The following is a 12,950-nucleotide window of genomic DNA, read 5'->3' as shown; positions in this document are numbered from 1 at the left end:
GTTCCTATCAAATAGCAGGAATGTTTTCAAAGTTTTTGACTAGAATAGTAATAGAATGACAGAGCAATAAGGGACAAGCAAGCTCTTTTTGCTCCCAATACGCGTGTAAAAGAAGGGAAGGATGCCAAGTGAAAACTTCAGCTTACGGATGGCAATATCTAGAACTCGCCTCTCAAATGGCCGAGATGAAAGACGATCATTACAAGCAGCTTCTCGCCTTGAGTACCTTGTTGGAGCTGCTGGTGGAGAAAGGCGTTCTTACACCGGACGAAATCAAGGATAAAGCGATACAGATGGAAAATGAACTGAATCGCCAGCTGCTCTTATAAATGATTGCCAAATAACTAGACTTTCAATACATCCCATAGAGTCGGCCGGTCGTGATAGGTGTCACGCAGCTCAAATTCATGCTTTTGGTAGAAAACGCCGTTGTCTTGCATTATTGTATTCACCGTCAGCTTGGCTAAATCCATCAAGTTATGCTCTTGGCTCAAATGGGCCAGATAGACTCTGCGGGTGCTTCCCGAGAGCAAAGCGCAAAGGGCGTCGCCTGCCGCTTCATTGGACAAATGCCCAGTGTCGCCTAGAATCCGGCGTTTGATGTTCCATGGGTAGCGCCCCATTCTCAGCATGTTGATGTCATGGTTCGACTCCAGCACCAGCACGTCCGAATTCTGAAGCTGCCTCATCACTTTGTCGCTTACGTAACCGAGGTCGGTGGCTAAGCTCAGCTTTACGCCGTCCGCATAGAAGCAATAACCGACCGGCTCCGCTGCATCGTGCGAAATCGCATAGGATTCGACACGTAAATCCGCGATCTCCATCACACCGTCCGTCGGCAGAATACGGCGCTGCGCTTCAGGAATCTCACCTACCGTGCGGAGCATGGCGCCCCAAGTTTTCTCATTCGCATACACGGGCAATTCGTATTTCCGCGCTATCGCACCCAGCCCTTTAATATGGTCGGAATGTTCATGGGTGACAAGGATGGCATCCAGCTGATCGCCGGCTACTTCCCTTTCTTTCATTAACTCTTCTATTTTTCTCATGCTCAAGCCGGCGTCTATCAGTACCGTCGCTTCATCAGAAGATACGACGGTAGCATTGCCGGTCGAGCCGCTTGCAAGTACGGTGAAACGAAGCCCCATCTGGTATTGTCCTCTCCTATTAGATGTACCCGCATCCTGTGGGTGTAACCCATTAAGGTTTAACCGGCACATCCGCTTTCTCTACTGCAACTTCAGCGCTGAACGCATTTACATAGTACACTTCTTCGGCATTTTCCAATAGAACCCTCCAGGCGGGGGCGGACACTTGCCTCTCCGCATCTGCGAAAATTTCACCGTTATAGCCCAGACGAATCTCCTTGATCGTAGACCCCGGCGGCAAATTTCTCTCGATCAGATTGGCTACCGCTTTGGATGCGGGAAGAACCTGCTGCTGTTTCACCCCGTCGGAAGGCTTCGCCTCAACGATATCCTGTCTATAACCCCGTATCCTTTGCTCCCCGTATAGCAGTTCCAGATTGATGTCGAACATCGGGTATCCGGCTTCCATCCTGTTGAAGACGAATGTGTTGTCCATGATGCGCTTCTGGTCCAGCGCATATGAATCCAGCTCCGGTATGACCGTTCCCAATGCGTCCTTAAGCTCCTGTTCAAAATAGACGATGCGAGTTTCAGGCGGCGATAAAATGGGTTTTTGCTCATTGTCCCGCATCCGCTGTTTAAAGGTGTATGTCAATTCGCTCATGGCGGGGGTTTCCGTCGGGATCTTGGCATCGGCATCGAACTGAATGTTCTTGTCGCGCATCGCCTGCTGGGTTTCCGGGGAAAGGGATGTCCAGTCGACTGCCGTATTCAGCCTTTCGCGCCAATCCAACCACAACTGGTAACCGAGCAGCAAATTCAACATCAGAAATGAGAGAATCAACACACTTTTGGCCCGTCTCCAATCCATGCCTATCCCTCCCTTCAGCTATGGTGCCTGTCGCACCACAGGCGGCGGCGCCGAATCCGAGATTACAACCGTCTCACCGGTGGTCATTCTTGCCGCCCATACAGGGTGGAAAGTCAGTACATCCTTATTAAGACTCGGCTTGTAAGCCGGAAAAAGCGCTTCTACCTTCGCGGTTGAAGTTTCAACTTGCCGAAGCAGCATACGAAGCTGCTCACCGCCCGGCAGCATTCGGCTTTTTTTGTTCGTTTCTTCGTTCCCGAGCACGATTAAGGATCGCTCATAGGAGGCGACATCCCCCTGCTGCAGCGTCAGCTGCATGTAGCCGAACGTTATCGAATTGCCCGAAACGACAGGGGCATCCTTGTAATACTGTTGGAATCGGATGCCGCTGCCATTCTCCGGTACGATTTCCCGCACAAGCTGATGCCTTCCGTTCCATCCGCCATGCTGGTTGACGAAGTCCACCGCAGCGGATACATTATCCATCAAATCGTTATCGCCGGTAGTGGAGGCCACGGCATCCGTATAAGACATCCAGCCGCCATTTTGCTCGACTTTCAGGCCTCTCTTGCCGTCCGTGTAAAATTGAGGGCCATTCTTGCGATCTTGGATCGTTCGAGTCGTTCCCGGGTCAAAAAACAGATTATCCTGCATCTGTTCCGTAGTGTAGCGGCTGAAATTCACCTGCATCTGCTTGAACCGGGTCACTGGTTTATCCGGGGTATAGACCTTACCGTCAATCGAAGAGTACGGATCCCAATATTGGCCGAATCCGACATAACCTTTGACATCCCCGCCGGTGATATCCGCACGCTGGGATTCATAGACGTTGCGGCCGTCGCTGCTGAAGAAGAAAGTGCGCACTTCATCGCGATCCTTGCTGGAAAATATCCAAATCCGGTTAATCGAATCCCGGGAGAACAAGAAATCTCCATCTATTTTGAATACTTGCTGCAGGAGCTGAAACGGAACCGCACGCCCGAACCGCAGTTCAACCCCTTCGTCTCTGCGCCGAACTTGATCCCAATTCACAACATCGATCGGATCCTGTTGAAATCCTTGGAACTCACGGACTCTCAGCTTGTCAAGAATGAGCTTGTAATAGGGCTGTGTACTCGGATAGAACACGGTGTGCTTGTCGTTGCCCATATGGAGCACCATCTGTTCCGGAAAAATAAGCTTATCCAGCGTGGTCTCCGCTCCAAGAGGCTCAGCCTTGACGTAGTCGAGCTCCGTCTTCACTTTGGGATCCATGTTGGGCATGCTGTAAGCCAAAAAATAGCTTTGCAGGAGACTAAGAAGTACCAGCAGGAAGAGCAGCAGGGATTTGCCTTTCTCGATCATGACTGCTCACTTCCTTCCAAGACAATCGGCAGCAGCACTGTCGCAACAGTTCCCTTATTGGTGTCGGAATCCAGTGCTAAAGAACCTCCGTGCGCCCGGACGATTTCCCGGGCAATCGACAGACCTAATCCCGTGCCGCCCATATTGCGCGAACGCGCCTTATCCACCCGGTAGAAACGCTCGAATATACGGTTCAGATCTTTCTTGGGGATCCCGATTCCCGTATCTTTGATGGCAATGGCCAGCATACCCGCTTCATTGCGTCCGGCGGAGATATCGATCGATCCGCCATCCAGCGTGTATTTGATCGCATTCGACACGAGGTTATCCAGAACCTGATCGATTCCGTCCCGGTCGAGCCATACCGATTCCAGCTTTGATTCGACCTTGACGGTTACCGTGATCGCCTTCTGGCGCAGCTGAAATGAAAACCGGTCGACAACTTCCTCCAGCATCTCCGATAGATCCGTCTGCTGCCTGCGCAGTTGATTGCGCCGGGAGTCAAACCGGGACAAATGCAGCAGGTCCGTGACCAGCCGGATCATCCTCTCCGTCTCGTTGCGAATGACGTCGACGAAACGGCCGGCGAGCGGCGGCTCTTCCAAAGCGCCGTCATCCAGCGCTTCAGCATAGCTTTTAATTGTGGTCAGCGGTGTTCTGAGTTCGTGGGAAACATTGGCGACGAACTCCCGGCGCGATTGCTCAAGTTTCTCCATTTCGGTTACGTCATGCAGAACCGCAATAACGCCCGCCACTCCTTTGTCCCTGCGCCGGATCGGAGTTAAAGTGACGCGGAACAACAATGCTTCCTCGTTATCTTCCACTTCTCTGTGCAGATACTGCGTCGTTTCCTTACCTTGCAGCGCTTCCGCAATCGGCGCCTTCTCAATCCCCAGACACTCAGACAGCGTGCTGCCTTCGGCCGCCGCCTCGATGTCAAGCATCTCCCTGGCGCGATGATTCGTGACTATGACCCGCCCGAGCTCGTCGGTAGCCAATACGCCGTCGCTCATGTTGGAGAGGATGGAAGACAGCTTTTCCTTCTCCTCTTCATTGATCGACAACGCCTCGCTCAGCCGGTCGGTCATATCGTTAAAGGCCACGCTCAGCTGGCCGATCTCATCTTTGCCGAACACAGGCACACGCTCATCGAACCGGCCTTCCGCTACGGCTGTGGCCTGACGCGTCAAGGCTTTGATCGGCGAAGTAATGGTGCCTGCGAGCAGAACGCCAAGAACGGCGGTAAGACCCAGCGCAATCAACGTCGCAGACACGAAGATCTGGTTTACCCGTTCTATCGTATCGTACAAGTCTTTCATAGAAGCGACGATATAGATCGCTCCAACGATTTTGCCGTTACTGATTACCGGCTTGGCGATGATCTTGCTGCGTGTATTATCGTCATCTATAATTTCTTCTTCATTGTCCCGCACCCCTTGCAGAGCGCGGCTGACCAATAAAGATGTATTCTTCCGCCCAATGAATGGCTGCTGTGATAGGTTGGATGTAGCCAGCAGCTTGCCCCCCGCATCGAGCACTTGAATTTCCGCCCCGCTGATCGTGAAGAAATTGCCGACAACCTCATTCAGCTTTACTTCACTGGCTGCTTGCGCATTCCCGTCCTTAATGTCGGAAGACGACAAGAAAGTGGTAAGCAGCTTAGCCTGCGCATTCAAGTTATTCGTGAAAGAGGTGGTCAGCGAGTTTTTCATCGTACTGATGAAATAGACGCCGATTAACTGTACCGCGATCAAAATGAGCAGCAGCACCATCAAGATGAGCTTGATCTGGATGCTGCGGAACAGTTGGAACAATCTCATCCGTACTGACCGCCCGACATTCTCGGATTGCGCACCAAATAACCGAGACCCCGCCTGGTCATAATGATTTCAGGGCGGCTGGGATCGTCCTCAAGCTTCTCCCGCAGCCGGCGGATCGTGACATCTACCGTCCGTACATCCCCGAAATACTCAAATCCCCATACCGCTTGCAATAGGTGCTCCCGGGTCATCACTTTGCCGCTGTTGCGCGCCAGATAATGCACCAATTCGAATTCCCGGTGAGTCAGGTCCAAGGGCTGGCCATTCTTATAGACAACGTACATATCCGTATCGATAAACAGATTAAATAATTTCAGGCCTTGCCGTTCCGCCTCAGGAGACGAGTCCTCATCGCTTCGTGACGTGTCAAGCTTGCGCTGGCGGCGCAAATGGGCTTTGACCCGGGCCAAGAGCTCACGCGTGCCGAACGGCTTCGTCACGTAATCGTCCGCTCCGAGCTCGAGTCCGAGCACTTTATCGATTTCAGAATCTTTGGCGGTCAGCATAATGATAGGCGTCGACAGACGCGCCCGCACCTCGCGGCATACATCCATGCCATCTTTAATCGGCAGCATCACATCGAGCAGAATGAGATCCGGATCCTCTTCAAAAGCAAGCCGAACCGCAGCCTCCCCGTCAAAAGCGCAGATGACCTCGTAGCCCTCTTTTTCCAAATTAAACTTCAGAATATCCGCAATCGGCCGCTCATCGTCCACGACCAATATTTTTCCCGGCATCATGTCACCGCCTTCCGCTTCTCGGAAGCTAATCTATTGCTATTTTACCATAATGCCGACAAGAGCCCAATGCATAGAAAAAAGCTTTCCTCGGTCTGCCGACCGGCGGGAAAGCTTCGTAGGTTATGACAAGTAACTGGTAGGATTCTTCACTTTATCGTTAAAATGAACTTCAAAATGCAGATGAGTTCCTGTAGAACGCCCGGTGCTGCCCATAACTCCGATGACCTCGCCCTTCTCGACGACTTGGCCTTCTTTCACATTGATGCTTTTCATATGTCCATATACGGTTTTGAAGCCGTTGTTGTGGTCGATTATTATGGCTTTGCCCATGGCTCCTTTGTAACCGGCGAATTCAATGACGCCGTTGTCCGCGGCCAATATGCTGCTGTCTCCGACCAGGTCGATTCCCTTATGCATCCGGCCCCATCGTTCGCCCATGTAGCTTGTAATTCGAGCCCCGACAACCGGCCAGGAGAATGTCCCTGTACCCTCGCCCTGCACCACTTTTGTTCCTTTCAGAATAATCGTGGGTGAGGCGGCTTTGAGAACTTTGTGGGTTACGATTGTCTCTTCGATCAAATATCCGTTTCTCTTGAGCAGCCGGTAGGTCACTTGCTGCTGTCCGTCCGTTCCTTCTTGGATGACTTTCGATTTGCCCAGCTTCAGTTCATCGCTGGTCTTGTAAATAATTTTCGGTTCAATCACTTCAATCTCAGTTACTTGTTCTACCGATTTCACATTGAGAACAGGAGGATCCGATTCGGTCTGCGATACGGGTTCTCTTGTCGTCAGCTTGCGGTACAGATCTTCCGGATCCGACAACTGCCGGTTGTGTAAGCTCACCGTCCGCGTCTTCACCTGTTCTTCGAAATTTACGGATGTGACTCTGTGATCCGGCTTCGAATCAGCTGCATTCATCGACTCAGCCCGGAACGACAACGACTTGATGGCAGGTTCGGCCTTGCTGTTTGCGGGTAAATATTTGTGCTTGACTCTCTCAAGCAAGGCATCCGCGGTCTTCTGATCTCGGACAATGCCGACGGCCATTCCGTCGACGACCAGCTGCACGCCGACCGGATGTGTCTGCAGCGCTCCTGCAATAAGCTTCAGGGTAGACTCGTCGTCCGTCTGCTTTCGATAAGCACTGAGCGCTTCATAAGTGACCTGTCCTTCGTCGATCGCGTATTGCACGGGAGTGTCCGCACGGTTCAGCTGGGAGGATATGCTCTGCAACAGCTGCTCGACTTTCTGACGATCGCTGATCTCGCCGACCGGTTTACCGTCTACGAGAACCTTGTAATAGTCCATGCTGTGAGCTTGAATATATTGCTGTCCACCAACGGCAGCGGCAATCGACACAAAAAGCACGAGCACGGCTGCAATGAGCGGCCGGCGATCATTCTTCTGATAGTAGGTTAAGTGGGTTTGAGTAGTTTTCTCGACAACTGTCATTCCTTTCAAGCGCTTGGACCGAACGCGCCGGAAGCTTTGCCGTAAGGCGGCTGTGATGTTCCGGATCCGATCCGTTCCCCTGAAAACGGCCATGATCTTCTCCTTTACTTTTACATATTCATATTCCTTTCCCTCTAATCTGGAAAAAGGTTGTTTATTACTTTAGCATAGTTGCGATGAGACTATCAACCTTAAATATGGGGATTATTGGAAATAAAAGAAAACAGACACCTTCGCATACCGGAGGCGGCTTTGGTCTATTAATAGGCTTAACCCTCTGTTGACGGGGATAAATCGGCTTTCATCGTGCCTTTCAGCAAGCCCATCATTTGTTTATACTCTTCTTCAGATAAGGAATTTTTAAGCATCGCGTCCACCGCTGTGAGCTCATCTTGCGTTAGACCGCCTTCCAATGAATCTGAAAGCAGCTTCAGCTGCTCGGCATTTAATTTGGAGACAACCATCGCATACAATTCCTGACGCTGGGCGGCGCTAAGCTGTCCGGCTGCCGAGTCCTCGTTGAAAACAGGTTCTGTATCATCGGTGCTCGTTGGCGGTTCCGGGACGGCTTCCTGATCAGGCTCAGGAGAAGCAATCGGCGGTTGATCATTTGGGCTGTCATCTGTTGGGGCTGCGGCTGAGTTTCCCGTCGACGTATCTGGGGTTGATGTTGCCTCCTGCGACGGATTTTCTTGGTTCGGCGTTTCGCTTGGCGCGGCTTCCTTGTCCGGGAAGCTGCCGGCGCCCCATAGCGTTCCCCAGATCCCGGACAGCGCGAAGGGTTTTGTTTCAATAGGCAGTTCCAACTGCTTGATCAATGATTCCATATAGCTGTTGACGATATAACCTGTTGTCCATATGCACAAGAAGCTGAGCAGCAATGCTGTCGCTCCCATCCGGACTACCCAGCTCATCCATTTAAACATTTTTTTACCTCCCGGCAAATCTTTCATAGTTTTTAGTATGGGCAAACCTCCCTTTAATCATTCCTATAACGTTTGGCGAATTTTCGCTAGAAAAAGAGGAACCCCCTTGCGCGGATGCGATAAGGGGGTTCCTGGCATTTCGGCTTTTAAGCCGCAGCTTCCGCTGTCACAGGCTTGCTGGCCATACGCTGCTTCCGAGAGCGTTTGAAATAGAGCAGCTCATACATTACCGGCACTACGACCAGTGTGAGAAGCGTAGAGCTTGCGAGCCCGCCGATCACGACAACCGCTAGGCCGCTTGAAATGATGCTTCCGCCGCCAAGGCCGATTGCCAGCGGGATCAAGGCGCAGATCGTGGCGATGGCCGTCATCAGAATCGGCCGCAAGCGCGTTCCGCCCGCTTCAATCAATGCTTCACGAATACTTACACCATGTTCAATCTGCTGCTGTACACGCTCGACCAGAACGATGGCGTTCGTGACCACGATCCCGATGAGCATCAAGAAGCCGATCATGCTCGATACGGAAATCGGTTCGCCTGCCGCCATCGTTCCTACCAAACCGCCGATCAGGGCGAATGGGAGGGAGAACAATACAGCGAGAGGCGCGCGGCCTTCACGGAAGGCGATGACCATCACAATGTATACCATACCGACCGCGATCATCATGGCCATCATCATATCCGTTATCATCTGTTGAATGTCCGCGTTGCTGCCGCCGAACGAATACTCGACTCCAGCAGGCAGTTTGAGTTCCTTTAATGCGTTCTCGATATCCGTGTTTACTTTGCCGGCATTTTTCTCTGTGATTTTACCGGACACAGTAGCAAACTCGGAACCATTCTTGAATTGTACCGTGCTAGGGAGCTGCACTTCCTTGACGTCAGCAATGTCTCGTACTTGAATGTTTTTACCCAAAGGTGTTTGGAGCTTCAAGTTCGCAATGTCGTCCACCGAAGCGATCGACACACCGTTCAGAGCCAAGTATAGGTCGCTGGCTTTCGAGCCGTCCCCGATCCGGCCCGCTTTCGTTTCGGTCAGGAAAGGCCTCAGCATGAACGATGCCTGAGCGGCTGACAGCCCGTTTTTCAAAGCGTCACTCTGACGGACTTCGATTGCGATGCCTTTTGTTCCATGTTGCAAGTTATTGCTGACGTTCGAAGTTCCCTTAACTTTGCTGATCGTATCCGTGATTTGTTCCGTCGCAATTCGAATGTCTGCGGCTGACGAACCGGTCACCGTAACGGAGATCGCCCCGCCTCCGGCCATATCGTCTTTGATTAGACTGAACTCAGCGTCTTGAGGTACCTTAACTTTCTTTCCGACCTCGTCGGTAAATTGATCCAGGTCGGTGTCGGAAGTGAGCCCGATAAACCATTCAGCGGTGCTGGAATCTCCGCCTCCGGTAATGCTGCCTCCAAGAGTGAGGCTCGTGTTGTGAACATTGTGATGCTCACGAATGACGACATCCATCTTATCGGCTTCTGATTGGAGGACGTCAAGGCTTGTGCCCTTCGGCATTTTCAATGTTGCAAACATGTATTTATAATCCGTTTCCGGAAGCAAGGTGACCCCCACCGCGCCCGCAAACATCGGCACGAGGCTGCCGACGAACAGCAGCATCGCAAGAACGAGCACGACTGCTTTGTGACCGAGCGACCAGCGAAGTACGCGCTTGTAGCCGCGGCTCATCGCCGACTCTTTCTCTTCCTTCGGCTTCGCGTTTTTCATTAGCGCCCATGCCATTAGCGGTACGACCGTCAACGCTACGAGCAGGGAAGATAACAAGGCGAAGGCAACGGTCCAGGCGAATGGGCGGAAATAACCGCCGATCATTCCGGAGAGCAACCCAAGCGGCGCGAACACGGCAACCGTTGTGATCGTAGAGGAGGTAATCGCTCTTCCTACTTCGGCTGTTGCAGAGAGAATGAGATCTTTGCTCATCTTCTCACCGCGCATCCGGCGGACGAGATTTTCAATGACCACGATGCTGTCGTCCACCACCCGACCGGTGGCAACGGCCAGACCCCCGAGCGTCATAATGTTTAAAGTTACGTCGGTAAAGTAGTTCAGACAAATCATCGCAATAAGCATAGACAACGGAATAGAGACGATGGCGATCAGCGTCGCCCGGAAATTGCGCAGGAAGAACAGGATCAGGATAGATGCGAACAATGCGCCTAATCCGCCTTCACGTGCCAATGTGCTGACCGAGTCTTTTACGTCCGTTGCCCGGTTATACATGATCATCGTCTTGATTTCGCCGCTCTTCTCGGCATCTTCATATACCTGCAGCACTTTATCGGACACTTCAACGGTGTTGGCGGTGCCTGACTTTACGATGTTCAAGGTGATGCTCGGTTTACCGTTGGTAAGGTTGATGACGCTCAGGTCTTTGCCTTGCTCGATTTGTGCGATATCAGTAAGCTTAACATCACCGGCAGGCGTCAAATTCCATTGCTTCAATTGCTCCAAGGAGCGTAAATCCCCCTGTACGAACACCGGCAAATTATTGTGGTCAACAGTGGCTTCGCCCAGCGGAACACTTAAATTGTTGGCTTGAAGAGCACCCATCACCTGATCGTAGGAGATACCTTTTTCGGCCATTTTGGCAGCATCCAGGCGAATATAGACGCCATCATCTTTCATGCCCGCCACTTGCACGTCAGTAACCCCTTCGATCGTCTGCAGATCAGGAACGACCGAATTTTTCACGATTGTCGTGAGCTGCTCGACGGAAAGATCTTTTTGCGCGGTCACTGTCGTATACATAATCGGTTGATTCGTAGTGGAGAAATACTGAACCTTCGGCTTCTCCACTTCTTGCGGCAGCTGCACATCTGCAATCGCCTGTTTGACTTCTTCCTGCTTCTTCTTCATATCGTCGTTAAATGCGAACTCCAGCTGAAGCATAGACACGCTGTTCGCCGATTGGGAGGTAACGTTTTTAACACCTTCCACATTTCGAAGCACTTTCTCGAGAGGCAGTGTCACTTGGTTCAACACTTCATTCGGAGCCGCTCCCGGATACACGCTCGAGACCATAACGCCCGGGAAAGCCACTTCCGGTTGCTGCTCTTGTTTGAGCTGCGTCGCAGCGTACAGGCCGCCGGCCGCTACTAGAATCACCAGCAGCACAATGGCCACGGGATTGCGCAGCGAAAAATTCGTAAAAAACTTCATATTCTCTCTCCACTCTTTCCTCTTAATTCCTCTACGTTCCACATTGTAAGTGCTTTTGGAAAGATCTAACATGGTCGCAAGGATGTTTTTGTACCTGGACCAGAGACCGAGGAAGATTAAGACCCGTGGATGAAAAAACAAAAAAAGAGCCGGGTCAGAGGGAGCTAAGCTCCGCCCTGATCGGCTCTTCTTGCTGCTTTTATTGATAAATCGGCACCACTTGATTTGTCTGCTCACGATTGCGGCCGACGGAGAAGATGGCGATCGGAATGCCGGTCAGCTCCGAAACGCGTTCAACGAATTTACGGGTGTTTGCCGGTAAGTCGGCCAATGTCTTCGCACCCGAAATATCCTCACTCCAGCCCGGAAGCTCCTCGTACACCGCTTCGCATTCTTCGAGAAGCTTGAGGTTCGCCGGGTAGTGCTCCATTAGCTCTCCGCGGAACCGGTATGCCGTACAAATCTTGACGGTCTCCAAACCGGTAAGCACGTCGAGCGAGTTGAGCGATAATCCCGTGATTCCGCTGACGCGGCGTGCGTGCCGCACAACGACGCTGTCGAACCAGCCGACGCGGCGCGGGCGCCCCGTGACCGTTCCATATTCATGCCCTTTATCGCGGATCCAGCCTCCCAAATCATCCAACAATTCGGTCGGAAAAGGACCGTCCCCGACGCGGGTCGTATAAGCTTTCGCTACCCCGATGACTTCTCTGATCTTGGTAGGGCCTACGCCTGAACCGATACAGACGCCTCCCGCCGAAGGATTGGAGCTTGTCACATAAGGGTATGTGCCCTGGTCGATGTCCAGCATGACGCCTTGCGCGCCTTCGAACAAAACTTTTTTCCCACCGTCAATTGCGTCGTTAAGCACAACCGATGTGTCGGTGACGAATGGGCGAAGCACTTCCGCAAGTTCTAGATATTCCTTGATAATACTGTCGGCATCGAGCGGCTCACCGTTGTACATTTGTGTAATGGTCTGATTCTTCTCCGCGATTATGCTGCGCGCTTTGTCGGCAAAAGCGTCGGCGACCATCAGATCGGCGATCCGAATCCCGTTGCGGGCGGCTTTGTCCATGTAGCAGGGGCCGATGCCCTTGCGTGTGGTGCCGATTTTATTGTCGGCTTTACGGTCTTCCTCCAGAACGTCCAGCAGGATATGGTAAGGCATGATCACATGGGCGCGATCGCTGATTCTGAGGTTATCCGTGGAAAAGCCGTTATCCCGGATATACCCGATTTCTTCAACCAAAGCCTTCGGATTGATGACCATTCCGTTGCCGATCACACACAATTTGTTCTCATTAAAAATTCCCGAAGGAATCATCGTCAATTTGTACTTTTTGTTTTGAATGAGGATGGTATGTCCGGCGTTATTACCGCCTTGGTAACGGGCGACCACGTCGGCCTTTTCCGCGAGAAAATCGGTGATTTTCCCTTTGCCTTCGTCACCCCACTGCGTCCCTACTACGACGACTGTTGACAATGCAATCCCTCCACCCGGAACTTCTTTACCGGCATGATAAT

The 12,950-nt window shown here is 52.0% G+C and carries 10 protein-coding genes; 1 reads left to right on the top strand and 9 read right to left on the bottom strand.

What is annotated here, in order from left to right; genetic code table 11:
• Positions 1-128: 128 nt before the first annotated feature.
• Entirely contained in the window at positions 129-329 is a 201-nt protein-coding gene (locus SD71_RS24180; protein WP_041062022.1) for a hypothetical protein, read from the top strand.
• A 15-nt stretch (positions 330-344) separates the two neighbouring features.
• Here the strand turns inward: SD71_RS24180 and SD71_RS08540 are convergent, their stop codons facing one another.
• From SD71_RS08540 to SD71_RS08500, 9 genes are all read right to left on the bottom strand, one after another.
• Complete coding sequence (locus tag SD71_RS08540) at positions 345-1,148, bottom strand: MBL fold metallo-hydrolase (protein WP_041062021.1); 804 nt, start codon at positions 1,146-1,148, stop codon at positions 345-347.
• Positions 1,149-1,200: 52 nt separating this feature from the next.
• A complete protein-coding gene (gene yycI / locus SD71_RS08535) occupies positions 1,201-1,959 on the bottom strand; it encodes a two-component system regulatory protein YycI (protein WP_041062020.1) in 759 nt (252 codons plus the stop codon).
• A gap of 18 nt (positions 1,960-1,977) precedes the next feature.
• A complete protein-coding gene (locus SD71_RS08530) occupies positions 1,978-3,303 on the bottom strand; it encodes a YycH family regulatory protein (protein WP_041062019.1) in 1,326 nt (441 codons plus the stop codon).
• Positions 3,300-5,123, bottom strand: coding sequence for a cell wall metabolism sensor histidine kinase WalK (gene walK, locus SD71_RS08525; RefSeq protein WP_041062018.1), 1,824 nt, complete (start codon positions 5,121-5,123; stop codon positions 3,300-3,302). Before walK ends, SD71_RS08530 begins: the two co-directional genes overlap by 4 nt.
• Positions 5,120-5,860, bottom strand: coding sequence for a response regulator YycF (gene yycF / locus SD71_RS08520; RefSeq protein ID WP_041062049.1), 741 nt, complete (start codon positions 5,858-5,860; stop codon positions 5,120-5,122). The genes walK and yycF overlap by 4 nt, the downstream gene beginning before the upstream one ends.
• A 123-nt stretch (positions 5,861-5,983) precedes the next feature.
• Positions 5,984-7,408 carry a M23 family metallopeptidase gene (locus SD71_RS22110; protein WP_052476086.1) on the bottom strand — a complete coding sequence of 475 codons (1,425 nt, stop codon included), beginning with the start codon at positions 7,406-7,408 and terminating at the stop codon, positions 5,984-5,986.
• A gap of 176 nt (positions 7,409-7,584) precedes the next feature.
• A complete protein-coding gene (locus tag SD71_RS08510) occupies positions 7,585-8,241 on the bottom strand; it encodes a hypothetical protein (protein ID WP_152619389.1) in 657 nt (218 codons plus the stop codon).
• Positions 8,242-8,387: 146 nt separating this feature from the next.
• Positions 8,388-11,423, bottom strand: coding sequence for an efflux RND transporter permease subunit (locus SD71_RS08505; RefSeq protein WP_041062016.1), 3,036 nt, complete (start codon positions 11,421-11,423; stop codon positions 8,388-8,390).
• 199 nt (positions 11,424-11,622) lie between these two features.
• On the bottom strand, positions 11,623-12,909 hold the full coding sequence (locus SD71_RS08500; protein WP_041062015.1) for an adenylosuccinate synthase: 1,287 nt from the start codon (positions 12,907-12,909) through the stop codon (positions 11,623-11,625).
• Positions 12,910-12,950: the final 41 nt, after the last annotated feature.

It is taken from the genome of Cohnella kolymensis (assembly GCF_000829465.1).
Lineage (GTDB): Bacteria > Bacillota > Bacilli > Paenibacillales > Paenibacillaceae > Cohnella > Cohnella kolymensis.
Note: the sequence above shows the minus strand (reverse complement) of the source record. Positions and strands in the feature narration are given on the sequence as shown.

What these genes read in the sequence shown, in the direction of transcription:
- SD71_RS08530 (WP_041062019.1), bottom strand. Translation starts at nt 3,303, where the DNA reads ATGATCGAGAAAGGCAAATCCCTGCTGCTCTTCCTGCTGGTACTTCTT.
- SD71_RS08510 (WP_152619389.1), bottom strand. Translation starts at nt 8,241, where the DNA reads ATGTTTAAATGGATGAGCTGGGTAGTCCGGATGGGAGCGACAGCATTG.
- SD71_RS08540 (WP_041062021.1), bottom strand. Translation starts at nt 1,148, where the DNA reads ATGGGGCTTCGTTTCACCGTACTTGCAAGCGGCTCGACCGGCAATGCT.
- walK (WP_041062018.1), bottom strand. Translation starts at nt 5,123, where the DNA reads ATGAGATTGTTCCAACTGTTCCGCAGCATCCAGATCAAGCTCATCTTG.
- SD71_RS22110 (WP_052476086.1), bottom strand. Translation starts at nt 7,408, where the DNA reads ATGGCCGTTTTCAGGGGAACGGATCGGATCCGGAACATCACAGCCGCC.
- yycI (WP_041062020.1), bottom strand. Translation starts at nt 1,959, where the DNA reads ATGGATTGGAGACGGGCCAAAAGTGTGTTGATTCTCTCATTTCTGATG.
- SD71_RS08505 (WP_041062016.1), bottom strand. Translation starts at nt 11,423, where the DNA reads ATGAAGTTTTTTACGAATTTTTCGCTGCGCAATCCCGTGGCCATTGTG.
- yycF (WP_041062049.1), bottom strand. Translation starts at nt 5,860, where the DNA reads ATGCCGGGAAAAATATTGGTCGTGGACGATGAGCGGCCGATTGCGGAT.